Below are 23,930 nucleotides of genomic sequence, written 5' to 3' on the forward strand. Positions count from 1 at the left end.
TCCAGCCCGGAGCCCTGGCGGCGGCGGCGGCCTGCGCCTGCGTCAGGCACCGCCGCCGCCATTGGATCGGCGGGCCTGTCCACGGGGCCGGCAACGGTGTCAGCCGCCGCCGGCGAGCCGGCCACGGACGATGACGGCCTCAGGCTGGAGCTGGAACCCCCGGCCCTTGACCGCTATGGCCGCGATCTCACGGCCGCCGCCCGCAACGGCGAACTCGATCCCGTGATCGGCCGCGATCTGGAGATCCGTCGCCTCATTCAGGTGCTGTCGCGCCGCAGCAAGAACAATCCGGTGCTGATCGGTGAACCCGGCGTCGGCAAGACGGCGGTGGCCGAACTGCTGGCCCAGCGGATCGAAGCCGGTGAGGTGCCGGAGGCGCTGCGCGGCCTGCGGCTGGTGGCCCTGGATCTCGGTGCCCTGATCGCCGGGGCCAAGTACCGCGGCCAGTTCGAGGAACGGCTGCGCAGCGTGCTCGAGGAGGTGCGCGAGGCCGATGCCGCGGCCGGGAGCGGGGGAGGTGCCGGCGTGGTGCTGTTCATCGATGAGCTCCACACCGTGGTGAGCAGCGACCGCTCCAGCGCCGATGCCGGCAGCATCCTCAAGCCGGCCCTGGCCCGCGGTGATCTGCGCTGCATCGGCGCCACCACCCCGGAGGATTACCGCCGCACGATCGAGAAGGACCCGGCCCTGGATCGGCGCTTCCAGCAGGTGGTGATCAAGGAGCCCGACTCCGAAACCTGCGTGGAGATCCTGCGGGGGCTGAAGGAGCGCTATGAGCTGCACCATGGCGTGGCGATCACCGACCCGGCCCTGGTGGCGGCGGCGCGACTGGCGGATCGCTACATCGCCGATCGCTGCCTGCCCGATTCGGCCATCGACCTGATCGACGAGGCCTCCGCCCAGCTGAAGATGGAGGTGACCTCCAAGCCCGAGCCGGTGGAGCAGGCCGAGGCCGAGCTGCGGCGGGTCGAACTGGCGCTGCTGTCGGCCGAGACCGCGCCCCTGCCGGAGCGGGTGCAGTTGCAGGAGCAGCGCCGCCAGGCCGCCGAACGGCTGCAGGCCCTGCAGCAGCGCTGGCGCCAGGAGCGGGAGCGGCTGGCGGAGCTGCGGGCCCTGCTGCAGGACGACGAAGACCTGCGCCATGCCATCGGTGAAGCCGAGCGCGACGGCGACTACGAGGAGGCGGCTCGCCTGCAGGTGGATCAGCTGCAGGGCGTGCAGCAGCGCCGTCAGGAGCTGGAGGAGGAACTGCAGCGGGAGCTGCTCGACAACCCGCCGCTGCTGCGGGAACAGGTGGAGGCCGATGACATCGCCGATGTGGTGGCCCGCTGGACCGGCATCCCCGTGCAGCGGCTGCTGGCGGGTGAACGCCAGAAGCTGCTGGAGCTCGAGCAGCGGCTGGGGGAGCGGGTGATCGGCCAGCCCGAGGCGGTGGCGGCGGTGGCGGCGGCGATCCGCCGGGCCCGGGCCGGCATGCAGTCGGCGCGGCGGCCGGTGGGTTCGTTCCTGTTCCTCGGGCCCACCGGCGTGGGCAAGACGGAACTGGCCAAGGCCCTGGCGGCGGCCCTGTTCGACGAGGAGGAGGCGCTGGTGCGACTCGACATGAGCGAATACATGGAGCGCAACGCCGTGGCCCGGCTGGTGGGAGCTCCGCCCGGCTACGTGGGCTACGAGGAGGGTGGTCAGCTCACCGAGGCCGTGCGGCGCCGGCCCTATGCGGTGCTGCTGCTCGATGAGGTGGAGAAGGCCCACCCGGAGGTGTTCAACCTGCTGCTGCAGGTGCTCGACGACGGCCGCCTCACCGATTCCCAGGGCCGCACCGTGGACTTCCGCCACACCGTGGTGATCATGACCAGCAACCTGGCCAGCCGGGCGATCCTCGAGCACGCCCGGGCCCGGCGTGCTGCCATGGCCAGTGCTGCCCTGGCCAGTAGCGCCGCTGGGCCCGAAAGCGCTGTCGCCGATACCGTTGCCGCCGAAGCCGCTCTGGAGCGCGCCGTGGATCAGGCTCTGGCCAGTCACTTCCGGCCGGAGTTCCTCAACCGCATTGATGAGGTGATCCGCTTCCGTCCGCTGGAGCCGGCCGATCTGCAGCGGATCGTGCGGCTGCAGCTGGCGGAGCTGGCCGGTCTGCTTCGCGAACAGCAGCTGGAGCTTCAGGTGGACGAGCCTGCGATCGAAGCCCTCGCCATCCAGGGCTACGAACCGGAATACGGCGCCCGGCCGATGCGGCGTCTGCTGCGCCGCCGCATCGAGAACCCCCTGGCCACCGAACTGCTGGAAGACCGCTTCCAGGGGGCCAGCGGCGTGCGGGTGAGCCTGGCCGACGACCCCGGCGCGCCGTTGCGCTTCCTGCGGCTGGTGGAGGGTGCGGAGGACTGAGCATCGCGGGCTGCAGGCCCAGGCCTGAAACAGCTGCTGAAACCCGTCCGGTAGGGTGTTCGTTTGCCGGTACGCGCGGACGCACCGGTGCGCGAGCGCCAGTGGACTCCAACTCCGATCCAACCCTTCCCCAGACCCGGCCCACGACCGAAGGCGGCGGCTCCAATGCAGCCGTGGCCGAGGCCCCCGCTGCCACCAGCGAGGTGGCCGAGAGCGAAGGCAACGTTGTGGCTGCCACCATGGCCGAGCTGCGCAAGGTGGTCTGGCCGAGCCGCCAGCAGCTGTTCAGCGAGGCGGTGGCGGTGATCCTGATGGTGAGCCTCTCGGCCGCCGCCATCGCCGCCATCGACCGCCTCTATGGCTGGGCCGCCACCCAGGTGTTCCGCTGAGTTTCCGTCCCCCCGAGAGCCCCGTGTCCGAGATCGATCTGGAAGTGCCCGAACCCGTCAGCCTCGCGCCCGATACCGAGGAGGCCTCTGAGGCTCAGCGCGTCGTTGACGACGCTTCCGAGACCCTGGCCACCACACCGGAAGGCCCGGACGCTGACCCTGCGGCCCTGGCTGTGGCCGGAGTCATGGGTCCCGATGGGGTGCTGGAGCTTCCCGGTGCCGAGACCGTCAAGGCACCGGTGGCCCGCTGGTTTGCGGTGCAGGTGGCCTCCAGCTGCGAGAAGAAGGTGAAGGCCACCCTTGAGCAGCGGGCCGTCACCCTCGGGGTCGACAACCGCATCCTCGAGATCGAGATCCCCCAGACCCCCGGGGTGAAGATCAAGAAGGACGGCTCCCGCCAGTCGATCGAGGAAAAGGTGTTCCCCGGTTATGTGCTGGTGCGGATGGTGCTCGACGAGGACACGATGATGGCGGTGCGCAGCACCCCCAACGTGATCAATTTCGTGGGGCAGGAAGAGCGTCGCGCCACCGGTAAGGCCCGCGGCCACATCAAGCCCCGGCCCCTCAGCCGCACCGAGGTGGATCGGATCTTCAAACGTGCCGCCGAGAAGAAACCTGTTCTGAAGGTGGATCTGGCCGAGGGCGATCAGATCCTGGTCACCGCCGGTCCGTTCAAGGATTTCCAGGGCGAGGTCATCGAGGTCTCGGGCGAGCGCAGCAAGCTCAAGGCCCTGCTCTCGATCTTCGGCCGGGAAACGCCGGTGGAACTCGAGTTCTCCCAGATCAGCAAGCAGAGCTAGCCGATCGCTTTGTTGCGGCCGTCTCCCTGCGGAGGACGGCCCTTGGATGGCCATCGCTTCGGGCGATGGCCATCAGCCAGCCGCTCCCTGGAGCGGCCATCCGCACAGCTCCCTCTGGGAGTCCCGTCCACTCTCCCGTTAGGGAGTCAGATCCCTAGCCCCGCCGATGGCCAAAAAAGTTGTAGCCGTGATCAAGCTGGCCCTCCAGGCCGGCAAAGCCAACCCCGCACCGCCGGTGGGCCCCGCCCTCGGCCAGCACGGGGTCAACATCATGGCGTTCTGCAAGGAGTACAACGCCCGCACCCAGGAAAAAGCCGGGTACGTGATCCCGGTGGAGATCTCGGTCTTTGAAGACCGCAGCTTCACCTTCATCACCAAGACCCCGCCCGCCTCGGTGCTGATCTCCAAGGCGGCCGGCATCGACAAAGGTGCCGCCACCTCCGCCAAGGGATCCGTGGGTGCAATCTCCAGAGCTCAGCTCGAAGAGATCGCCAAGACCAAGCTGCCCGACCTCAACTGCACCAGCGTTGAGTCGGCCATGCGCATCATCGCAGGCACCGCCCGCAACATGGGCGTCGCCGTCAACGACTGAGTCGCTCGCAGCGCCTGCGATTGCAGCGCCTGCGCTTGCAACGACTCACTGATTCCGTTCCTGTTCCCTGATTCGGGGGAGACCCAGCCATCCGTCCGGTACACCGTTGCGTCCGGGCCCTGGCGGTCGCCCGTACCCCAACCCCAGCCATGCCCAAAGTTTCCAAGCGTTTTTCCGCTCTGGCCGCCACGGTCGAAGAGCGCGCCTATGCGCCCCTCGAGGCGATCGATCTGGTGAAGGCCAACGCCAACGCCAAGTTTGACGAGACGATCGAAGCCCACGTGCGCCTCGGCATCGATCCCAAGTACACCGACCAGCAGCTGCGCACCACCGTGGCCCTGCCCCACGGCACCGGCCAGAGCATCCGCATCGCCGTGATCGCCCGCGGTGAGGCCGTGGCCGCCGCCAAGGCCGCTGGTGCCGATCTGGCCGGCGATGAGGAGCTGGTGGATGCGATCGCCGGTGGGGCGATGGACTTCGACCTGCTGATCGCCACCCCGGACATGATGCCCAAGGTGGCCAAGCTCGGTCGTGTGCTCGGTCCCCGCGGCCTGATGCCGAACCCCAAGGCCGGCACCGTGACCACCGATCTGGCCGGCGCGATCAGCGAGTTCAAGGCCGGCAAACTCGAGTTCCGCGCCGACCGCACCGGCATCGTGCACGTGCGCTTCGGCAAGGCCAGCTTCGATGCCGACAAGCTGCTCGACAACCTCAAGGCCCTGCAGGAAACCATCGACCGCCAGAAGCCCAGTGGAGCCAAGGGCCGCTACTGGCGCTCCCTGTTCGTGACCTCCACCATGGGTCCCTCGGTTGAAGTCGACTTCAGCGCCCTGCAGGACATCAAAAAGGACGCCTGATCAGACAGACGGACGCCTGATCAGCTCAGGACCCTGCTCACTGCACCCGGCTTTGCATCCGCAAGGCCGGGTTTTTTGATGCCGCAGCACGCAGCCCCCGAACGCCAGGCCCTCAGGTGGCCATGGCATGGCGCTGGGGATTGAGGCGGTGCTCCAGCCGCTTGAACAGCCAGGAGGTCACCGAGGTCATCACCAGATACACCAGGGCCACCGCCAGATACACCTCAAATGCCCGGTAGGTGGTGGCCACCACCAGCTGCCCCTCGCGGAACAGTTCGTCGAAGCCGATCACCGCCGCCAGGCTGGTGTCCTTGATCAGGGTGATGAATTCATTGGCCAGGGGCGGCAGCACGCGCCGCAGGGCCTGGGGGAGCACCACGAAGCGCATCCGCGCGATCGGGTTCATCGCCAGGGCATCGGCCGCTTCCCACTGGCCGGCATCGATTGATTCGATGCCGGCGCGCAGGGTTTCCGACAGATAGGCCGCCACGTTGAGGCTGAGGGCGATCACCGCGGCCACGAAGCGATCCAGGTTGAAGGGCAGCCCCAGCCCATTGAGCAGGGCCGGCAGCCCGAAATAGATCATGAACAGCTGCACCAGCATCGGCGTGCCGCGGAAGAGGTCGACGTAGACGCGGCACAGACCGCGCAGCACCGGTCCTCCGCCCATCAGCCCATAAGCCACCAGGCCGGCACCGATCAGCCCGAAGCTGAACGACACCAGGGTGAGCGACAGGGTGACGCCGGCGCCGCGCATCAGGTTGCGGAACAACTGGACTGGATTGAGGGCCGCCTCCCGGTGGGCCTCGGCCAGGGCCGGTGCCTGCTCCGGCAGCTCGGGTGGGCTCGTGCCGAACCAGCGCTGGTAGAGGCGGGCGTAGCTGCCGTCGGCCAGCATCCGCGCGATGCCCTGATTCACCGTCTCGCGCAGGGGGGAGTTGCGGGGGAAGGCAATCCCGTAGACCTCGTTGGTGAGGGGCGTGCCGGCGACGCGCAGGCCGCGCAGGCCGGCCGATTGGATGGCATACAGGCTGGCCGGCAGGTCGTTGACGTAGGCCTCGACGTTGCCGTTGATCAGTTCCTGCAGCGCCAAGGGTGCGGCGTCGAAGCTGGCGATGCGGGCGCCGGGTACCTCGGCCATGGCCTTGGCGCCGGTGGTGCCGATCTGCACCGCGATCGTGCGGCCCTCGAGATCCTTGAGGTTGTGAATGGTGGTGTTGTCCTCGCGGACCAGGATTCCCAGGCCGGCGACGAAGTAGGGCCGCGAGAAATCGACTGCCTGGGCCCGTTCGGCCGTGATCGTCATGGCGCTGATCACCATGTCGACGCTGCCGGCCTGGAGTGCCGGGATCAGGCCGTCGAATGGCAGGGAGACGAAGCGGACCGGGTGGCCGCTGGTCTCGCCGATCGCCTGGATCAGATCAATGTCGAAGCCCTGCAGCTCATCGCGGGCCCCGGCCTTCATCTGGAACGGGGCGTAGGTGGGATCGGTGCCCACGGTCCAGGCTGGTCTGGCCGTTGCCGCGCCTGTTCCGTCCGCAGGGCCTGCGGCTGCGGGGTGAAGCCCGACAGCGCCCAGCGCCAGGACCAGGCTGAGCGCCGCCAGGGCCAGCAGCCGACACCACATCCGGCGCTTCGGTTCAATACTGGTCACGGCCCTGTCCGCGCGCTGGAGTGCACTCCATGATCGCCAGCTCCGCAGATCCGCCTCTGCTGGCCTGTCACCAGCTGCACAAGAGTTACGGCACCCGAACGGTGCTGCGGGGGGTGAGCGCCACGTTCGAGGCCGGCGACGTGGTGTCGGTGATCGGGCCTTCAGGTTGCGGCAAGAGCACCTTTCTGCGCTGCCTGAACCGGCTCGAGAGTTTTCAGGCGGGCAGGCTGGAGCTGATGGGCCACGACCTCTCGGCGCCGCGGCTGAGCTGGGATGCACAGACGCGCCTGCGCAGCCGGGTTGGCATGGTGTTCCAGCAGTTCAACCTGTTCCCGCACCTGAGCGTGCTGGACAACCTGATGCTGGCGCCCCGTCGCATCCTGGGGGTGCCGCTGGCCGAGTGCCGCGATCGGGCCCTGCATCACCTCACCACCGTGGGGCTGGCGGAACGGGCCCGGGCCTGGCCTGACCAGCTCTCCGGCGGCCAGAAGCAGCGGGTGGCGATTGCCCGGGCCCTCTGCATGAATCCGGCCCTGATGCTGTTCGACGAGCCCACCAGCGCCCTCGATCCCGAGCTGGTGGGCGAGGTGCTGGCCGTGATGCAGGGGCTCGCCGCCGATGGCATGACGATGGTGGTGGTGACCCACGAGATGCGCTTCGCCCGGGAGGTGTCGAATCGAGTGCTGTTCTTCAACGATGGGCTGATTGAGGAGCAGGGGAGTCCTGAACAGCTGTTCACCCAGCCCCGCAGCGACCGGTTGCAGACGTTTCTGCGCCGCCAGTAAGTCAGGGGCGGCTGCCGGTCTGCGCCATCAGCAGGTCTCTGGCATCAGCAGAGTGTCTTCTGTGAAGGGTTCAATCCCCCCTGTCCTGTAAGGTGATGAGCTGGCTTCGGCCAGAAGGGCACGCGCCCTACCCAAGACAGCAGGTCGATTCAGGTGTCCGGTTCGCCGGTGATCCTGACCCGTAAATCCTGCCGAGGTGCACGCGACTGGTTTCTGCGCACCCGGATTCGTCCGGATCGTCTGAACAGGCCGCAGCCCTCGAGGTGCCTTTTGTGAGGCCCCTGGGGCTGCGTACCCGGCTTGTTCCCCCGATCCGTTCCTTTCCTATGGGCCGCACGCTGGAGAACAAGCAACAGATCGTCGAAGAGCTCAAGGGGCTCCTCGGTGAAGCCGAAATGGCGCTGGTCCTGGATTACCAGGGTCTGTCCATCAAGGAGATGTCTGATCTGCGGACCCGTCTGCAGGCCAGCAACGGCGTGTGCAAGGTGACCAAAAACACCTTGATGCGTCGGGCCATTGATGGCAACAGCGCCTGGTCGGAACTCGATTCCCTGCTCACCGGCACCAACGCCTTCGTCCTGGTCAAGGGCGATGTCGGTGGTGTGGTGAAGGCCTTGCAGTCCTTCCAGAAGGACACGAAGAAGTCGGAGGTGAAGGGCGGCCTGTTCGAAGGCAAGCTCCTCTCCCAGAACGACATCAAGGCCATCGGGGATCTGCCCTCCAAGGAGGTGCTCATGGCCCAGATCGCCGGTGCGATCAATGCCGTGGCCACCAAGGTTGCGGTGGGTATCAACGAAGTTCCCTCCGGTCTCGCCCGGGCGCTCCAGCAGCACGCCGATGGCGAAGGCAACGCCGCCTGAGGCGTTGTTCCGCTGCGGAGCTCACCCGATCCGACTGTCTCCCACAGATCTGTTGCTGATTCCCAACCATGTCTACCGCTACTGACCAGATTCTCGAACAGCTGAAGACCCTCTCCCTGCTGGAAGCCTCTGAGCTTGTCAAGCAGATCGAAGAGGCCTTCGGTGTGTCCGCCGCCGCTTCCGCGGGCGTCGTGATGGCTGCGGCTCCCGCCGCCGCTGCCGAGGCCGTTGAAGAACAGACCGAGTTCGATGTCGTGCTCGAGAGCTTCGACGCCGCCTCCAAGATCAAGGTGCTCAAGGCCGTCCGCGAGGCCACCGGCCTCGGCCTCGGCGAAGCCAAAGCCCTTGTGGAAGCTGCCCCCAAGGCTGTCAAGGAAGGCATTTCCAAAGACGAAGCCGAGGCTCTCAAGAAGGCGATCGAAGAGGTTGGCGGCAAGGTCACCGTCAAGTGATCGCCATGGGGTGGGCTTCGGCTCACCCCGCATCACCTCTGCAGCCGGCTTCCTTCGGGGAGCCGGTTTTTTGTTGAGGGCTGCCTGGAAAGCAAGGCCAAGCCAAAAGACCAAGCCAAAAAGACCAAGCCAAAAAAAAGCCCCGCCAAAGGCAGGGCCAAGAGGTGGAACGTTTCCGGGAGTCTGTCCTCGTTTCGACCCTGAAAGTGGGTTCCGCACCCCTCACACGCCGTAACCATAACGACTCTGTTCAGGGGTTGCCAGGGGAAGAGGGGCGGTGCGGCAACTGTCTGCGCTCAGCTCACTCCCGGAAAGGAATCACCGGCAGGCTCACGGCCTGGCCGGGGCGCAGTGAAGCCTGCAGAGAGTCATCAGAGTTGGAGGGATCGCTCAGCGCCCCAGGACGCAGGCTGCCGGTGGCGAGAGCCAGGGAGGTGCCATCGGGTCGGGCCTTGCCTGATCCGGAGGCCTTGGCGATCAGCTCGGGCAACGGGGTGCTGTTGGCGAAATAGATATGGCTGAGGGTCTGCTCGCCGAAAGCGCGACGCTGCAGCTGCCAGCCCGGCTCCAGATCGATCGCCACAAAGGCATCGCGGTCACGCTGGGGCACGCTGGCCCTGCCCACCACCAGGACTGTGGGGTCATCGCCGGACATGGCCTGCAGTTGCAGCTCGCTGCCCTCCTGCTGAAGCCGCAGCCGGTACTGGCTCGCGAGATCCTGGTCGTCAACCCGCAGGGAATAGCCGTTGCTGTCCAGGTAGCGGCTGCAGATGCCGGTGAAGTCGAAGCGGTTCAGGGCGGGATCGATCAGCCCATTGCTCTGCTTCTCCCAGCAGAGAGGCTGGGGTTTGATCTGCTCAAGCACGAGCAGATTCCAGGAGTTGCTGCCGACTGGACGACCCAGCACCGCGAACCGGGAAGCTTCCAGGGGTTGACTGCTGAACAGGCCAGCGGCTCGCGCCAGAGGGGGGACGACTGCCGGCAACGCCGAGCTCGCCAGGGCCAGCCCCGCCAGGGCCAGGTAGGTTCGCTTCATGGTGCAAACTCCGCTGCCCTGGCATGGCGCCAGGCTTGAACGTGCGTTTTACCGGACAATCGCCCCCGTGAACAGTGGCGGCTGAGACGGTCCGTGTGGTGGCTGCAGCCTGTGATGGGGCCTGCAGCGGCAATCCGGGCCCCGGCGGCTGGGGGGCCCTGCTGCGGTTCTCGGATGGTTCGGTGCGGGAGATGGGCGGAGCCGATCGCGCCACCACCAACAACCGCATGGAACTCACGGCGGCCCTGGCCCTGCTTGAGGCCCTGGCGGACCTGCCCCATCAGGAGGGCATGGCGATCCGCACCGACAGCCGCTATCTGATCGACGGCCTCGACAAATGGATGGCCGGCTGGAAGCGCAAGGGCTGGCGCACCGCCGCCGGCAATCCCGTGCTCAACCGTGACCTGTGGGAAGCCCTGGATCGGGCGCGGCTGCCGGGGGTGCGGCTGGCCCATGTGCGCGGCCACAGCGGCGATCCCGACAACGACCGCTGCGATGCCATCGCCGTGGCCTTCTCCAAGGGCCGGACGCCGCCGCTGGCCGAGGGCGAGCAGGTGCAGAACCTCACGATCAGCGCCACGGTTCCTGCGGCCCAAGCCAAGGCTCAAGCCGGGGCAGGGGATGTCGCGGCTCCGGATCCTCTGGTGGATCCCGCCCCACCGGGCCTGCAGCAGCTGCTGAGCCGCCTGGAGCTGGCCGATCGACTGGCGGCGGGCGGCTACGGCCTCAGCCTGGTGGAGCTGGCCCAGCTGGTGGAGATGCCGCTGTCGACGCTGCAGCGGCGGCAGCAGGCCTGGCAATGGCGCGACTGGCAGGTGCTGCCCCTGGCGGATGGGCGCTGGCGGCTGGAGCGTGGCGCGGCAGGATCGCAGCAGCGGGACGTGACGGTGGGGGAGAGCTGATGGCTGAAACCAATGGGGGCTCCGGCAGCGTGCCGGCAACGGGTGCCCTGTACAGCCGCTTCGTGGGCCCCCTGCTGCAGAGCGATGCGGGCGCCGATGCGGAACAGCTCAGCCGCCTCACCCTGCTGGCGCTGGGCCAGGCCGCTCTGCGGCGCCGCTGGCCACTGGTGAGCGGCAGCCTGGCCGGGCTGGCCGGTGAGCTGCAGCGCCGCGATGCGCGGCTGGAGCAGACCCTGTTCGGCTGCCGCTTCGCCAATCCGGTGGGTCTGGCGGCCGGCTTCGACAAGAACGGCGTGGCAGCGGCGATCTGGGATTGCTTCGGCTTCGGTTTCGTCGAGCTGGGCACCGTGACCTGGCACGGCCAGCCCGGCAATCCACGGCCGCGTCTGTTCCGGCTGGCGGCGGAGCGGGCGGCCCTGAATCGCATGGGCTTCAACAACGATGGCGCCCAGGCCCTGCGCCGCACCCTGGAGCGCCAGCAGCTGCAGCCGCCCGGCCAGCGGCCGGCCGTGCTGGGCATCAATCTCGGCAAGTCGAAGATCACACCCCTGGAACTGGCGCCGGACGACTACGCCTCCTCCCTGGAGCTGCTGGCCCCCCTGGCCGATTACGCGGTGATCAATGTGAGCTCGCCCAACACCCCAGGCCTGCGGGAACTCCAGGACGAGGTGCTCCTCCGCCGCCTGGTGGAGCGACTGCGGCGTCTGCCCGCCTGCCCGCCGCTGCTGGTGAAGATCGCTCCAGACCTGGAGGACGATGCCATCGATGCCATCGCCCGGCTGGCCTACGAGGAGGGACTGGCCGGTGTGATCGCGGTGAACACCAGCATCGATCGGCTCGGTCTGGCCGGTCGGCTCCTGCCCCAGACCGGCCAGACCCTGGCGCAGGAGACGGGCGGTCTCAGCGGTCGCCCCCTGCGACGGCGAGCCCTGGAGGTGGTGCGCCGGTTGCGGGCCGCCGCCGGCCCTGCCCTGCCGCTGGTGGGCGTGGGGGGCATCGATTCCCCTGAGGCGGCCTGGGAGCGGATCAGCGCCGGAGCGTCGCTGGTGCAGCTCTACACCGGCTGGATCTACGAAGGGCCCCAGCTGGTGCCGGCGATCCTTGAGGGCCTGCTGCAGCAGCTGGACCGCCACGGTCTGCGGACTATCGGCGAAGCGGTGGGCTCAGGGCTGCCCTGGCGCTGAAGATTCGGTACCGTTCCGCCATCCACCACGGCTCGACCTTTGGTACTGGCGGGACTTCAGGAGCGCTGGCGCCCGTTTCAGGCACGTCTCTTCCCCCAGCAGGTCCTGCTGGAGATCACCGATGCCCTGATCCTGGGGCAGGGCATCAAAGGGGGTCGGCCGCTGCCCCTTTCGATCGAGGCCCCGATCCCGGCGGCCACCTGCCGGAAGGGGCGCCCCCTGCAGGTGTCGGCCCTGGGGGATTTCATCGGCGATCTGCTGTTGGAGAATGACTGGATCGATGCGCATGTCCTGGCGGTCCTGCCCCGTATCGCCTGCACATGGCGGGTACTGGAGTGGCCCGATGGCATCTGGCCGGACGATCCGGTGAGCACACTGCGCGGGATGAACCCCGACCTGGGCGTGCGGCTGCCCCTCGATGACTCCTATCTCGATCTGCAGCCGCTGCCAGGTCGCCCGGACCATGCCCTGATGGTGGCGGCACCGAAGGCCGTGGTGGATGGCTGGATCGAGGTGTTTTCGATTGCCGGTGTGGCCCTGGATCGCCTCGAACCCCAGCAGGCCTGCCTGCTGGAGGCCCTCGCCCCCCGGCTGCGTGAGGCCGAGCCTGAGGAGCTGATCGTGCTGCTGCAACCCGAGACCCATCTGTGCACCCTGCTGCTGCTGCGCAATGGCGAACCGGTCTATGAACGAGACCTCGAGCCGAGGATGCCGGCCCTGCTTGAAACCCTGCAGAAATGCCTGGCTTACTACCGCCATCACGACCCGGCCGTGCGCTCGATTCGCCTGCTGCTCACCGGCCATCTGCCTGGGATCGAGCCTCTGGAGCAGGCGCTGGGAGTGCAGGCCGAGCAGATGCATGGTGGTGAGTTCGGATCCCTGGCTCTGAGCGGCTTGCTGCCGGCGCGGACCCCGCCAGCGAGGACGTTGACATGACCGTGCAGACCAGCCGCCCCCCCGATCTGCTGCGGGAACGCCGGCAGGAGCTCGGCATACCCGAGCTGCCGGATCGGATCACTTCCACCGATCAGCTCCTGTTGCGCGGCGCCCTGATCGGCGGCGGCCTGGTGCTGCTGGTGGTGGCGACGGCGGGCTTCCTGTTCCTGCGCCAGCAACTGGTGCGCTCTGAACTCGATCGTCTCACGGCGGTTCAAGCGGAGGTGGAGGTACTGGAAGGGCAGGTCAAGGCCCGGCAGGCCGAGGTGGACAAGGTGACAGGCGTGAACCGCGAACTGGCCAAGGGGCTGGTGGGTGTGCGCTCCGGCTCCACCGTGCTGCGGGAACTGCAGCTGCGGACCCCCGATGGTGTTCAGATCAGCCAGATGCAGGTGGAGGGCGACACCCTCAGGCTCAAGGGCCAGGCACGGGATCCCCAGGCGTTTTCCCGCATCAATGTGCTGCAGCTGGAGCTGAAGCGGTCGCCCCTGTTCCAGCCTGAGGGGGTGGCCCTGAGCCGTGCCTTCCGAGAAGAGAAGGATCCCAGGTCAACGCTGCCCTCGGTGGTGAGCTTCGAGATGAGCGCCCCTTTCTCGGAGCTGCCGCCCACCAGGGAAATGGTGCTGCTGAAGCGACTCGGTGCCGAGGGCATGGCGCGCCGATATCAACTGCTGCAGAAGGAGGGCCTGCTGCCATGACCAACCTTCAGGAGGGGTACCAACCGTTATCGCCGCATCTGCGCGAGCGTCTGTTGATGGGTCTGCCGCTCGCGGTGGGCGGAATGGTGGCCCTGATGCTGTTCCTGGCCCTGGTGCTGCCCCAGTGGCTGCGGTTGCGCGGTGATGAGGAGCGGGTCTCGAGCCTGGCGGGCCTGCAACAGCGCATTCCCCTGCTGCAAGGGCAGTTACGCCAACTCGACCTCAACGACGCCAAGGCCCAGAGACAGCAGCGCCAGGTGCTCAGCCTGATCGCCGGCAGCGGCGAGATCACCACCTTCATGGCCCAGGTGGATCAGGAGGCGGCGCGTCACAAGGTCCAGCTCGATGTGCTGGAGCCCGTGTCGGCCACCCCGGAGGCGACCAAGAGCACGGGCGGCCTGGAGGAAACCAAAGACGGCAAGAAAGCACCTCCGCCGAAGCCGGCGCTGGAATCCTCCGGCCTGGAGGCCACCCGACTGCTGCTCAACGCCAGGGGCCGCTATCCCGATCTGCTGGCCTTCCTGCGCAGCCTTGAGGGCCTGAGCCTGCTGGTGGTGCAGAGCGATCTCAACCTTGCACCGGGAACGCAGAACAAGCCCGCCGGCAACACGCCGACCGAGCTGCTCCTGGCCGCCCTTCAGACCCCCCCCACGGTGATGAAGCTGGCTGTGACCCTCTACAGCGGGGGCTCCAGCGACGGGCCCCGGAAGGCCAAACCAGCCGCGCAGACCGGGGAAGCCACCAGACCCGCCAGTCCCTGAGCGGCCAACCTCGGCCAAGATCCGAACAGGCCCCCCGGCGCTGGTCGCCACAGGTGGGGGCCGATACCATCGCGCCAGTTCCGGTCAGTCTTTTGTCGTTGCGGCGCCTCGGTGCGGTGGGTGGAGCCTGGCTGCTGGGCCTGGGCCTCTTGGTCGATCCCGTGCTGATCAGCCGGCCGGCCCTGGCCCAGGCCCAGCTGAGCAGCGATGGGATCCAGCTGAAGATCCGTCGCCTGCCGGATGCGATCGAGCTGGTGCTCCAGGACGCCGGTATGGGCGGCGCGATGGAACAACGCCTGGATGGGGCGATCTGGGTGGGTGAGCTGCGCACCGATCGCACCCGCGGCCTCAAGGCCGGGCCGCAATCGTTGGCGATGCCGGATGCGGGCATGGAGCGCATCACCTTCGACGGCACGGGGCGCCTGTTCCAGTTGAAGGTGACCCCCTCCCGGGACCAGACGATCAGCCCTCCGATCGTCAGCAGCGACGGCAAGGACCTGATCGTGCGCTTTCCGGCGCCGCAGCTGCCGGTGAGCCAGACCGTGAGCCCGAATCTGAGCCGTCCCACCGCAGTGCCCACACCCGCCTATGTGCCGCCGCTGCGGCCACGGGCCGTGGCCCCGCCCCTGGGCGACATGGCCGTGGGCTCGATGACGATCCGCAACCGCGGCTATGTGAATCTGAGCGGCCCCCCGGTGACCCTCACCACCCGCGGGGCCAATGCCCGCGATGTGCTGATGGTGCTGGCCCAGATGGGGGGGTATGGGTATGCCTACTCCGATCCCGCCACGGGGCCGCAGGGAACCAACGCCTCAGCCGCGCAGACGAACCCGGTGACCGTGGCGTTCCAGAACGAGGCCTACGAACGGGCTTTCAACTTCGTGCTGTTGAGCAGTGGCCTGCAGGCTCGCCGAGAAGGCAACACGATCATGGTGGGTCCCAACGTTCTCAGTAAGACGATCGGCCCCCAGCTTTCGAAGGTGTATCGCCTCAATCAGGTGTCCGCCAACTCAGCCGCCGATTACATCGCCAACCTCGGGGCCAGCGTCACCAAGGTGACCTCGATCACCACGGCTGTGTCCCAGGGCTTGAATCAGACCGAGCAGGTGGCTGGTGCCAGTGCCACCAACCAGACCGTTACATCCACCCAGCAGCAGGTGGAGGCCTTCGGTGCCTCCACCGGTCCGCTGGTGGGGCTGCAGGCCACCACCGATCCGCGCCTGAGCACGATCACCTTGGTGGGTGAGCCAGCACTGGTGGCGGTTGCAGAGCAATACCTCAAGCAGCTGGATCTGCGGCAACGGCAGGTGGCACTCTCGGTGAAGATCCTGGATGTGACCCTCAACAACGACACTGAGATCGACAACAGCTTTGCCTTCCGCTTCGGCAATAATTTCATTGTCAACGATGGCGGCCGCCTGCTGGCAGCCTTCGGACGCAATCTACCGGCCAATAGCTTTGATTTCGATCCTGCCAACACTTTTGAAGTCTTCGATGAGTTTTCGACCGGAAGTTCCACCAACAACCGGAATTCTGACCGTTCCCGTAACAGGAATTCAGGATCTGGCTCAAGCTCGCGATCGGGCGACTCCTTCGATAACAACCTCACGCTGAACTTCCAGGACGACACCCAGCTGAATCAGTCTCAGGTCGAAACCATCAACGCCCAGCTGTCTCGCCAGACTGGCACGACAATTGAGCCGTTCGAGATTGAGCGTACGTTTTTCGTCGAGAACCCAAATTTCAATCCGGCTAATCCAGACTCCGAAGAATTCATTGAAAGAACTGTCACCAACCGAGAGTTCCGAGTGGTTCCCAACGGCAGCGCCTCCCAGTCGCTCAGTTCGGCGCTCACATCCCGGGTGGAGAACATCATCGGCAGCATCACTGGCCAGCAGGTGAGCCTGAGCCGCGGCCAGACCGGCGCCAATGACAACGATTCCTCGAATCGGAACAGCAGATCCCGCAATTCCAACCGCGGCAGCGATAGATCCCGCACCAGTACTAACTCCCAGTTCTATTCAGGCTTGCGCCGCCGCAACCCTGGCCTGAATTATCCCGATAACCAGTTCTTCGATTTTCTCCAGGCACAGATCGTGTCAAACAACACCAAGGTGCTGGCGGCTCCCACCCTGATTCTCAGTGAGAACCCTGAAGAGATCAGTGGGGGTGCCAATGCCTCTAGTGCAACTCAAAGTTCTACCGGTGGTTTCAACCTGCTGGGTCAGCAGACCATCGGTCGCTCCCGAGCCAATGAGTCATTCGTGACCGTTGGCACCCAGGTGATCACCGCCTTGAACGTGACCACGCAGGAAAACTCCACCAATGTGATCTGTGAGCCCGAGTTCGCCACGGCGGGGCTTGCTTTCGGAGCCAGAGTCTCGAAGATCGACGATAACGGGTTCGTGACTTTCTCGCTCACTCCTACTATTTCCGCGATTGTGGATTTTATTTCGGGTCCCACGGCCTGCTCTTCGGATCTGGCGATTCTGTCCCTGCGACGTCTCGATACCGGCAGTCTTCGCGTCCGTGACGGCCAGACTCTGATCCTCACCGGCGTGATTTCCGATGAAGATCAACAGGCGGTCTCCAAGTGGCCGATCCTTGGGGATTTGCCGATCGTGGGTCAGTTCTTCCGCCGCACGTCTGGCTCACGACGCCGCAATGAACTGGTGATCCTGGTGACGCCCCGCATCATTGACGATGAGAAAGGTGGCACCTATGGCTATGGCTACACCCCCGGCACCCAGGATGCGCGCCGACTCATGTACGGTGCCAATAACTAGGGTCGGAGCCAGGCTCAGAAGCCTTCAGAAGCCCACAGCAGGGGCGAACATCTTGATCGCCAGGGGCGCCAGCTGCTGGAACACCCCGATCGCTCCCTGCAGCAGGCCGCTGCCGAAGCCGTTGCCGCTCTTGTTGGGATCCTTGGCCAGATCGGCAGCGCCCTTGCGGAGCTGCTCGGCCGTTTCCTTCTGGCCCTGCTGCTCAAAGAGCGTGGCGGCATAGTTGAAGTCCATCGCCGCCAGATCCCGTTTGGACTGCTCAGCGCGGCTGATGCCCCGGGCCAGCCAGGTGAGTGCGGCGTCGGGCTGTTTGAGCAACGCCTTGTTGAACAGGTCTTCCGCCTCCGGATAGCGCCCTTGCAGGGCTGCTTCCACACCGGCGTTATGCATGGCGGCATAGCTGCTGGCCTCGGCGGTCACCCCTGTGGCCCCGCGCCAATGGCTTTTGGCCAGGGAGTCGGCATCGAGCTGGGCACCACTGAGATCGGCGTCCCGCAGATCGGTGCCTTCCAGCTTGGCGCCGCGTAGATCGGCCCCGCGCAGCGACGCGCCCATCAGGGAGGAGAAGCTCAGGTCGGCCTGGCGCAGGTCGGCCCCATCGAGCTGCGCCCGGCTGAGGTTGGCCCGCTGCAGCCGCGCCTGCTGCAGGTCCGCGTCGCGCAGATCGGCATGCACCAGATCGGCATCCTGGAGGCGGCAAGCGGTGCAGCTCTTGCGATCGAGCAGTTGCATCAGCTGCTCCTGGTCGGCCGCCCAGCTCGGTGCGGCCGCAGCCGTCAGCAGAAAGGCGCCGATCATCGGAGCAACGATTCGGCCGTTCCGTCGTTGGGTCCGGATCATCGCCGCTGATGGGAGCAGTGCCGATCCGTCATAGCGGAATCCTGTCCATTTCCTAGCGGGATGGGGCCGGATTGGCCGGCGGGCTGGCGCTGCTGCCTGCTTCGCCTGCAGCAGTGGTCCCACTGCGGGGGGGACGTTCCTCCAGACACCAGATCTTGCCCTTGCGGATCCATTCGTAAGACGCCGGCCAGAGCTGTTGCCGGGCCATGGCGGAGCGCAGCTGATTCAGGCAGGCCTGACCACTGGAACACTGCTGCACGTTGTTGTTGTTGTAGCGCTCCACCGGTGGTTTGAGACTCTGGAAATAGCGCTCCTCCGGCAGACAGAAGCTGCCGGCGCTAGCGGCCGCAGGCATGCCCAGGCCCACGATCAGACCCAGAACAATCCGGTAACGTATCGGCTGGATCACAGCACAACCGGCTGGAAGCCGCCACCAGGCGACGACCCGGCAGAGGCAGATCCTTCACCAAAGATAAAATCCTCAGCCGCAAGCTCGGTGAAATATGGAAGCAGAATCGATGAACTGCCATAGGTGATCAGCGTATCGCGCTCGCTCTCGAACACGAAGAATCTGTTGCCCTGATCGGCCAGGGTGAGGCCGTTCCGAAACACGATGCGATCGCCTTCCGCCGGATTGAAATCAAAGATCACGTCATTCCCTTCTGCAAAGGTGTTGAAAATGAAGCGGTCGGCACCTCCCTGCGGCGCTAACGGGTCGGCACTGCGATCAGGGATGACATAGATGAATTCATCGGGTCCGAATGTGGCAAGCAGTGCGTCGGCCGGTGCGTAGTCTATGTTGTATTGATTCGCCAGCACCTTGAGGCTTTCAAAGCTCACTTTCGTGCCATTGCCTTCGGGCGGCGCACCTCCTGTCGCCTGATCAAAATCTTGCTGCAGAAGCTCAAAGGTCACCGGTTCAAAGCTGAACGGCCTTGGCTGGGAAGGATTCGGAGCAAAGAATCCGAAACTGTCATAGATGTCGAAAACATAGGGGTCATTGGCCAGGTCTGCGCTGAAGGTGAATTCCCAGTCGCCATACATGAAATCGTCGCTCTGCCCGCTGATCAGGTCGTCATTGCCTCCCGTCACCGGCCCGTAAACAGCGGCGGCATCTCCATACATCAAGGTCCGCGTCAAAAACAGGGGCACACCGGTGAGAACGTCGTTGCCGCCGCGGCTGTAGGGCTGCATCGTTGCAGCATCGCCGATCATTTCGGTGTAGTTGCCGTAGGCCTGCAGCAGGTCCTTCCCACCAGTGCCGTAGAGCTCCGTGCTGTCGCCCACCATGCGATCCGTCGAGCCGAAGCCGCCGATCAGTTGATCGTCTCCGCCAAAAGCCCCAACCCCAATGAAGCCGGAGTCGCCGATGAGATTATTCTGATTTTGCTTACCATTACCGGCCGAAAGATAATCGTTACCAAGACCTCCCGACAGCTGATCCGATCCTTTCTGACCAAAGATGCGGTCATCGCCATCGGATCCAGCTCCCGTATCATTACCTCCCCTGAGATAAATCTTATAGCCGAGATTTGAGTTTACAACAACAACGTTATTCGGCTCGTTATCGAATTTGAATGTCGTTTTCCCCTTGGCATCCGGCCCTTTGATCTTGGTTTTCATGGCCTGAAGCGCCGCATTACGATGCATGGTAAGGGTCCCTGCAACACCCTGGCCGTCATCGGGGCATCAGAGCTTGGACCAGAGATGGCCACTGCAGGCAATGCCATGGAAGCAGTGTTGCCTGGCTGCTTGGTGACTGCTACCTGCGAGTCTGCCACCTGTGAGTCTGCTACCTGCAAGGCAGTGCCGATGGGTGGCCACGCCGCTCAATGTCTGCAGTCTGTGTTGTGTCTCAGCTGGTACGACCTGGAGACGAAGGATGTCCAGGAATCGAGGGCTTGGTGGAAAAACTGGAACAGATTCTGCGGATCTCCTGTCGACACTGTCTCAGGTGCTTCAGTGTCCGCTGCATTTCAGTCGGCGAGAGCCATTGGAAGCGGGCTCGTGTGTAGTGATGGCTGAGTTCCTGCAGGACGTTGGATAGGCGCGGCTCCCGTCTTCCAGCGCGTCTGCAGAACTGCTCCAAGGGCTCCGATCCGTGGGGTTTCAGACCTGCTGACTGCAGGGCCGCCAGGCATCGCTCCAGTTCCCGTCGATGGCGATCGGTTTGCGGGCCACGGTCGCGTAACCGCTGGGTCCATCGCAGGGCGGCCAGGCTGAGGGTCAGCGCCAGGCCCAGGCCCGCCAGCAGCAGGACCCCAAGCCACTGCCGCTGACGCCCCAGCAAGGTGTCGAGCAGGGCCTCCTGGCCCTCCCGATCAAAGCCCAGCCACCAGCGGCTCCAGGCCAGGTCGATGCCCCACCACTGCCGCTGGCCCCAGCGCCACCACAGCGGTGCCTGCCCCTCCAGCGCCATCGCTGGCGCTGTCGCCGCATTGCGCTCCGGCGTCACCCAGCCGGTCGGATCCAGCCGCTGCCAGCCCTCGCCATCGAGCCACACCTCACTCCAGGCATGGGCTTCCGCCTGGCGGATGTCGAGGTAGGGCTCACCGCCGAAGGGCTGCACCCAGGTGCCGCCCTTGTATCCACTCACCACCCGGGCCGGCACGCCCGCAGCCCGCAGCAGGGCCGTGGCGGCGCTGGCGTAATGGCCGCAGAAGCCCTGCTGCCGCTCGAACAGGAAGGTGTCGAGACCAGCGCGCCGCGGCAGGGTGCCCGGGCTGCGGGTGTAGCGGAAGGGCTGGCTGCGGAACCAGGCCTCGGCGGCGGCCAGGCGCTGGCGGGGTTCCGGCAGTCGGGCCCACTGGTACCCCAGGGCCTCGAGCCTCGGATTGGCCCCCTTCGGCAGGGCCAGGTCGATCAGGGAAGGGGGTCTCTGCTGCCAGGGGCTGTCCTGCTCCTCGCTGATCAGTTGGTAATGGCGCCGTTCCCGTGGCGGGCGCTTCAGCAGCAGTTCACCATCGAAGCGCAGGCGCAGGTCGTCGCTGCGGGGCTGGGCCCGCCCGTCCCAGGGCACCGCCTCAAACCGGCTCGGTTCCACCAGCCAGAGCTGGCGCGCCCTGGCGTCAGCCGGAGCGGCGCCCTTCTCCACCGGGGCCATCAAGGCTGGGGCCGTGCGCAGCTCACGCCGCTGCCAGCTCTGGCCATCGAACCAGTCATGCACCAGCACCCGCCAGTAACGCTCGCTCTCCGGCGGGACCCGGTTGTCGCTGAAGGCCACCCGTGCCGCCGGCGCCGCACTGCTGGCCAGGGAGGCGATGCCGCCCGGATCCAGCCTGTCGCTCAGGCCGGTCACGGCGGCGGCGCCCCAGCCTTGGGGCAGGGTCCAGAGCGGTCCGATCCGCGGCACCAGCAGGAACAACACCAGGGCCATCGGCAGGGCCGCCGCCAGCACCTGGGCGCTGCGCCGCAGCAGTTGCCGCCAGCTGAGGCTGAGCTCCAGTTCCAGGCCCAGCAGGCCCGCCAGCGCCAGCAACGCGATCGCCAGCTGCAGGGCGCTGGGGAGCAGATCGGGCTGTTGGGCTCCCAGCAGCCCGGCCCCCACCAGCTGCAGCAGCGCCACCAGCCGTCGTTCAGCACGGCTGCGCGCCTCCCGCAGCTTCAAAGCGGCCATCGCCACCAGAATGATCGTGGGCCAGCTCAGCGGCAGGCCAGGATCCAGGCCCGTGAGCCCGATCGCCAGCAGACCGGTCACCACCCATTGCAGGCGCTTGGGGGGCAACACCATCGCCGAGGTCGCTGCAGGGCTCAGGGGCTGGCTCATGGGCTGGTGGCCAGGGCCCGCAGGCAGGCATCCCGGTGGCTGGGGCCGCTGTCGGGCTCCAGGCGAAGGCCGGGCAGCTCCAGGCCATAGATCGCCTCCTGATGGCCCAGCTGCCAGATCCGCTCGCTGAGGTGTTCAAGCGCCAGCTCGTGGGGCAGGCCGGCCGCCGGCGCGAGGCAGAGGGGCTCACCGGCCTCGGCGGAGAACTGCTTGGTCAGCTGGCCGCGGCCCTGGGCGAAGGGCTTCCAGGCCAGGCGGCTGCTGCCATCCTCGGGGCGATGGGGCCGCAGGTCGCGCCACTGTTCGGTGCCTTCCCGTTCCCAGTGGCTGTGGCTGGTGGAGCCGCTCGCCGAGCGCAACACCGGCAGACTGGCGACCGGGCCAGGCAGGCGGCGGGGGTAGATCAGCTGGGCCCGTGGTGGTTCCCAGCGGCTCCAGCAGCGGAACAGTCCCAGCGGTGCCGTGCTGACCAGCTTCAGGCGACCGGGCCGCTGCCAGCCGCGCCGGGGCGGGATCCAGGGCAGCGCCAGGGTCTGCTCCCCCGGTCGCAACGTGAGCATCAGGGGGTCTGCCGCCACACCCTCGCCGCTGATCGGTTGCCAGCTGATCTGCACGCCCTCGCGGCGATGGCGACTGCGGGCAATCAGGGGATAGGCCAGGGGAGTTCCGGCAAAGCCCGCCGCCGGTTCACCGCAGCGCAGCTCCAGCCCCTGCAGGTTGAAGTGGGTGAGGTGCAGGGCCAGCAGGATCAGCCCCAGCATCAGATAACTCAGCAGCAGCGGCCCGTTGCGCTGGGTCTGGATCGCCACGATCAGCAGCAGCCCTCCGCCGCTCAGCCACAGCCAGCCGAAGCGGGTCGGCACGATGTAGAGGTTGCGCAGCCCCAGCAGCAGCGGATCCCCCTGCTGGGGTGGCACCAGGCGCGTCACCAGCTCCTCCGGGGAAGGCAGCGTCATCGGATTGCATCCACATCCGCCAGGAGGCGGGCGCTGAAGCCACCACCCGTCGCGCCGCCGCCCCCACTCAGGGGCTGTCCCCCATCCAGCCGGTGTTCGCACACCGGTGCCAGCACGGCCTGCACATCGGAGGGGAGCACGTGGTCGCGCCCCTCCAGCAGCGACCAGGCCCGGGCGGCCGCCACCAGCCCAAGAGCCGCACGGGGGGAAAGGGGGGCTCCGGGGATGTCAGCGCGGCGGCTGAGTTCCACCAGATCGAGCACGTAATCCAGCAGGGCCGGGGTGCAGGTCTGATGGGCGCTGCGCTCCTGCAGCTCCTGCAGCCGGGCTGGCGAGAGCACGGCGCCGATCGCCTCCGGCCGCCGCCCCTCGCCGGCCAGCAGGGCGCGCTCCGCCTGCCGCGGCGGGAAGCCGAGGCTGAGCCGCATCAGGAAGCGATCAAGCTGGGATTCGGGCAGGGGCGCGGTGCCCATCTGGTCGAGCCCGTTCTGGGTGGCGATCACAAAGAACGGCTCCGGCAGCGGATGGCTGGTGCCATCCACACTCACCCGCCCGGCCGCCATCGCCTCCAGCAGGGCGCTCTGGGTGCGGGAGCTGGCGCGGTTGATCTCATCGGCCAGCAGCACCTGGGTGAACACCGGGCCGGCCTGGAAACGGAAGCTGGCGGTGGCCGGATCAAACACATTGATGCCGGTGAGATCGGCCGGCAGCAGATCACTGGTGAAGCTCACCCGCTTGAAGGCCAACCCGAAGCAGCGGGCCAGGGTCTCGGCCAGGGTGGTCTTGCCCACGCCGGGCAGATCCTCGATCAGCAGATGGCCGCGGGCCAGCAGGCAGGCGAGAGCCAGGCGCACCTCCTGCTCCTTGCCCAGCAGCACCCGGTTCACGGCCTCGATCACCGGCTGCAGCGGGGCGGACACAAAGCCAGGGCGGAGGCCCCTGAATTGTGCCGTCGCCATCGGGCGCCTGCAGGGACACAGGCGGTTAGCGTCCAAGCCGCTTTCCGGCTGCTGCCGCGCCATGTCTTCGCCGGTGCCGCCTGAGATCCACGGGGGCAACCGGGTGGCCATCGCCGCTCGCCTCGGTTGCCGCCCCGCCGATCTGCTCGATCTCAGCGCCTCGCTGGTGCCCTTCGGGCCGCCCATGAGATTGCGCCTGGCCGCTCTGGCGGCCATGGCCGGCCCGGCGCTGCGCGACTATCCCGATCGCCGCTACGGCGCGCTGCGCCAGGCGATCGCCGACCTGCACGGCCTGCCTCCGAAGTGGGTGCTGCCGGGGAACGGCGCCGCCGAGC

General features: G+C 66.8%; 22 protein-coding genes and 1 pseudogene. 15 read left to right on the top strand and 8 right to left on the bottom strand.

What is annotated here, in order from left to right; translation table 11 throughout:
* The 5 genes from VB777_RS15875 to rplA form a co-directional block, all read left to right on the top strand.
* On the top strand, positions 1 to 2,382 hold a 2,382-nt coding region (locus tag VB777_RS15875; RefSeq protein ID WP_323250119.1), incomplete at its 5' end, for an ATP-dependent Clp protease ATP-binding subunit.
* Positions 2,383 to 2,483: 101 nt separating this feature from the next.
* On the top strand, positions 2,484 to 2,771 hold the full coding sequence (secE, locus tag VB777_RS15880) for a preprotein translocase subunit SecE (RefSeq protein WP_197158437.1): 288 nt from the start codon (positions 2,484 to 2,486) through the stop codon (positions 2,769 to 2,771).
* 185 nt (positions 2,772 to 2,956) lie between these two features.
* Positions 2,957 to 3,571 carry a transcription termination/antitermination protein NusG gene (gene nusG / locus VB777_RS15885; protein WP_231598219.1) on the top strand — a complete coding sequence of 205 codons (615 nt, stop codon included), beginning with the start codon at positions 2,957 to 2,959 and terminating at the stop codon, positions 3,569 to 3,571.
* A 166-nt stretch (positions 3,572 to 3,737) separates the two neighbouring features.
* Complete coding sequence (rplK, locus tag VB777_RS15890; RefSeq protein WP_197158435.1) at positions 3,738 to 4,163, top strand: 50S ribosomal protein L11; 426 nt, start codon at positions 3,738 to 3,740, stop codon at positions 4,161 to 4,163.
* Between the two features lie 149 nt (positions 4,164 to 4,312).
* A complete protein-coding gene (gene rplA, locus VB777_RS15895) occupies positions 4,313 to 5,020 on the top strand; it encodes a 50S ribosomal protein L1 (protein WP_197158433.1) in 708 nt (235 codons plus the stop codon).
* Between the two features lie 112 nt (positions 5,021 to 5,132).
* Here rplA and VB777_RS15900 read toward each other — a convergent pair whose 3' ends face one another.
* On the bottom strand, positions 5,133 to 6,674 hold the full coding sequence (locus tag VB777_RS15900) for an ABC transporter permease subunit (RefSeq protein ID WP_323250122.1): 1,542 nt from the start codon (positions 6,672 to 6,674) through the stop codon (positions 5,133 to 5,135).
* A gap of 29 nt (positions 6,675 to 6,703) precedes the next feature.
* On the opposite strand from VB777_RS15900, the gene VB777_RS15905 reads away from it, so the two are divergent.
* From VB777_RS15905 to rplL, 3 genes are all read left to right on the top strand, one after another.
* The gene (locus VB777_RS15905) at positions 6,704 to 7,459 is read left to right on the top strand and encodes an amino acid ABC transporter ATP-binding protein (RefSeq protein ID WP_197158431.1); all 756 of its coding nucleotides are present in this window, start codon (positions 6,704 to 6,706) and stop codon (positions 7,457 to 7,459) included.
* Between the two features lie 326 nt (positions 7,460 to 7,785).
* Entirely contained in the window at positions 7,786 to 8,319 is a 534-nt protein-coding gene (rplJ, locus tag VB777_RS15910; RefSeq protein WP_197170948.1) for a 50S ribosomal protein L10, read from the top strand.
* A 68-nt stretch (positions 8,320 to 8,387) separates the two neighbouring features.
* A complete protein-coding gene (rplL, locus tag VB777_RS15915) occupies positions 8,388 to 8,771 on the top strand; it encodes a 50S ribosomal protein L7/L12 (protein ID WP_197158427.1) in 384 nt (127 codons plus the stop codon).
* 301 nt (positions 8,772 to 9,072) lie between these two features.
* Here the strand turns inward: rplL and VB777_RS15920 are convergent, their stop codons facing one another.
* Positions 9,073 to 9,807: a DUF3747 domain-containing protein gene (locus tag VB777_RS15920; protein ID WP_323250125.1), complete on the bottom strand. Its 735-nt coding sequence runs from the start codon at positions 9,805 to 9,807 to the stop codon at positions 9,073 to 9,075.
* A gap of 95 nt (positions 9,808 to 9,902) precedes the next feature.
* Here VB777_RS15920 and VB777_RS15925 point away from each other — a divergent pair, with 95 nt between their 5' ends.
* From VB777_RS15925 to VB777_RS15950, 6 genes are all read left to right on the top strand, one after another.
* On the top strand, positions 9,903 to 10,709 hold the full coding sequence (locus VB777_RS15925; RefSeq protein WP_323250145.1) for a ribonuclease H: 807 nt from the start codon (positions 9,903 to 9,905) through the stop codon (positions 10,707 to 10,709).
* Positions 10,709 to 11,893, top strand: coding sequence for a quinone-dependent dihydroorotate dehydrogenase (locus tag VB777_RS15930; protein WP_197158421.1), 1,185 nt, complete (start codon positions 10,709 to 10,711; stop codon positions 11,891 to 11,893). The genes VB777_RS15925 and VB777_RS15930 overlap by 1 nt, the downstream gene beginning before the upstream one ends.
* A 39-nt stretch (positions 11,894 to 11,932) precedes the next feature.
* A complete protein-coding gene (locus VB777_RS15935; protein WP_323250127.1) occupies positions 11,933 to 12,829 on the top strand; it encodes a hypothetical protein in 897 nt (298 codons plus the stop codon).
* The gene (locus VB777_RS15940; RefSeq protein WP_323250129.1) at positions 12,826 to 13,527 is read left to right on the top strand and encodes a PilN domain-containing protein; all 702 of its coding nucleotides are present in this window, start codon (positions 12,826 to 12,828) and stop codon (positions 13,525 to 13,527) included. Before VB777_RS15935 ends, VB777_RS15940 begins: the two co-directional genes overlap by 4 nt.
* Positions 13,524 to 14,288, top strand: a complete 765-nt coding sequence (locus VB777_RS15945) for a hypothetical protein (RefSeq protein ID WP_323250131.1) — start codon at positions 13,524 to 13,526, stop codon at positions 14,286 to 14,288. The genes VB777_RS15940 and VB777_RS15945 overlap by 4 nt, the downstream gene beginning before the upstream one ends.
* A 98-nt stretch (positions 14,289 to 14,386) precedes the next feature.
* Positions 14,387 to 17,074, top strand: a complete 2,688-nt coding sequence (locus tag VB777_RS15950; protein ID WP_323250133.1) for a secretin N-terminal domain-containing protein — start codon at positions 14,387 to 14,389, stop codon at positions 17,072 to 17,074.
* Positions 17,075 to 17,098: 24 nt separating this feature from the next.
* On the opposite strand, the gene VB777_RS15955 is transcribed toward VB777_RS15950, so the two are convergent.
* The 6 genes from VB777_RS15955 to VB777_RS15980 all read right to left on the bottom strand — a co-directional run bounded on the left by VB777_RS15955 (position 17,099) and on the right by VB777_RS15980 (position 23,556).
* Positions 17,099 to 17,872: a pentapeptide repeat-containing protein gene (locus VB777_RS15955; protein WP_323250135.1), complete on the bottom strand. Its 774-nt coding sequence runs from the start codon at positions 17,870 to 17,872 to the stop codon at positions 17,099 to 17,101.
* Positions 17,873 to 17,966: 94 nt separating this feature from the next.
* Positions 17,967 to 18,269: a hypothetical protein gene (locus tag VB777_RS15960; RefSeq protein WP_323250136.1), complete on the bottom strand. Its 303-nt coding sequence runs from the start codon at positions 18,267 to 18,269 to the stop codon at positions 17,967 to 17,969.
* 50 nt (positions 18,270 to 18,319) lie between these two features.
* The gene (locus tag VB777_RS15965) at positions 18,320 to 19,537 is read right to left on the bottom strand and encodes a hypothetical protein (protein ID WP_323250138.1); all 1,218 of its coding nucleotides are present in this window, start codon (positions 19,535 to 19,537) and stop codon (positions 18,320 to 18,322) included.
* Positions 19,538 to 19,769: 232 nt separating this feature from the next.
* Positions 19,770 to 21,680 (bottom strand): DUF3488 and transglutaminase-like domain-containing protein, encoded by a 1,911-nt coding sequence (locus tag VB777_RS15970; protein ID WP_323250140.1) that lies wholly within the window; start codon positions 21,678 to 21,680, stop codon positions 19,770 to 19,772.
* Positions 21,677 to 22,636 (bottom strand): hypothetical protein, encoded by a 960-nt coding sequence (locus VB777_RS15975; protein WP_323250142.1) that lies wholly within the window; start codon positions 22,634 to 22,636, stop codon positions 21,677 to 21,679. The genes VB777_RS15970 and VB777_RS15975 overlap by 4 nt, the downstream gene beginning before the upstream one ends.
* Entirely contained in the window at positions 22,633 to 23,556 is a 924-nt protein-coding gene (locus tag VB777_RS15980; RefSeq protein WP_323250143.1) for a MoxR family ATPase, read from the bottom strand. Before VB777_RS15980 ends, VB777_RS15975 begins: the two co-directional genes overlap by 4 nt.
* A 100-nt stretch (positions 23,557 to 23,656) precedes the next feature.
* Here VB777_RS15980 and VB777_RS15985 point away from each other — a divergent pair.
* Positions 23,657 to 23,930 (top strand): annotated as a pseudogene (locus tag VB777_RS15985) (threonine-phosphate decarboxylase); the annotation flags it as partial.

The sequence above is a fragment of the Synechococcus sp. CCY9202 genome, from assembly GCF_034931685.1.
Lineage (GTDB): Bacteria > Cyanobacteriota > Cyanobacteriia > PCC-6307 > Cyanobiaceae > CBW1002.

Bases quoted from the DNA above. Each gene is read 5' to 3' on its own strand.
- VB777_RS15920 (WP_323250125.1), bottom strand. From the start codon at position 9,807: ATGAAGCGAACCTACCTGGCCCTGGCGGGGCTGGCCCTGGCGAGCTCG.
- VB777_RS15975 (WP_323250142.1), bottom strand. From the start codon at position 22,636: ATGACGCTGCCTTCCCCGGAGGAGCTGGTGACGCGCCTGGTGCCACCC.
- VB777_RS15930 (WP_197158421.1), top strand. From the start codon at position 10,709: ATGGCTGAAACCAATGGGGGCTCCGGCAGCGTGCCGGCAACGGGTGCC.
- rplJ (WP_197170948.1), top strand. From the start codon at position 7,786: ATGGGCCGCACGCTGGAGAACAAGCAACAGATCGTCGAAGAGCTCAAG.
- rplA (WP_197158433.1), top strand. From the start codon at position 4,313: ATGCCCAAAGTTTCCAAGCGTTTTTCCGCTCTGGCCGCCACGGTCGAA.
- VB777_RS15965 (WP_323250138.1), bottom strand. From the start codon at position 19,537: ATGAAAACCAAGATCAAAGGGCCGGATGCCAAGGGGAAAACGACATTC.
- VB777_RS15970 (WP_323250140.1), bottom strand. From the start codon at position 21,680: ATGAGCCAGCCCCTGAGCCCTGCAGCGACCTCGGCGATGGTGTTGCCC.
- VB777_RS15905 (WP_197158431.1), top strand. From the start codon at position 6,704: ATGATCGCCAGCTCCGCAGATCCGCCTCTGCTGGCCTGTCACCAGCTG.
- VB777_RS15945 (WP_323250131.1), top strand. From the start codon at position 13,524: ATGACCAACCTTCAGGAGGGGTACCAACCGTTATCGCCGCATCTGCGC.
- VB777_RS15960 (WP_323250136.1), bottom strand. From the start codon at position 18,269: ATGCCTGCGGCCGCTAGCGCCGGCAGCTTCTGTCTGCCGGAGGAGCGC.
- VB777_RS15940 (WP_323250129.1), top strand. From the start codon at position 12,826: ATGACCGTGCAGACCAGCCGCCCCCCCGATCTGCTGCGGGAACGCCGG.
- VB777_RS15955 (WP_323250135.1), bottom strand. From the start codon at position 17,872: ATGATCGGCGCCTTTCTGCTGACGGCTGCGGCCGCACCGAGCTGGGCG.
- rplL (WP_197158427.1), top strand. From the start codon at position 8,388: ATGTCTACCGCTACTGACCAGATTCTCGAACAGCTGAAGACCCTCTCC.
- nusG (WP_231598219.1), top strand. From the start codon at position 2,957: ATGGGTCCCGATGGGGTGCTGGAGCTTCCCGGTGCCGAGACCGTCAAG.
- rplK (WP_197158435.1), top strand. From the start codon at position 3,738: ATGGCCAAAAAAGTTGTAGCCGTGATCAAGCTGGCCCTCCAGGCCGGC.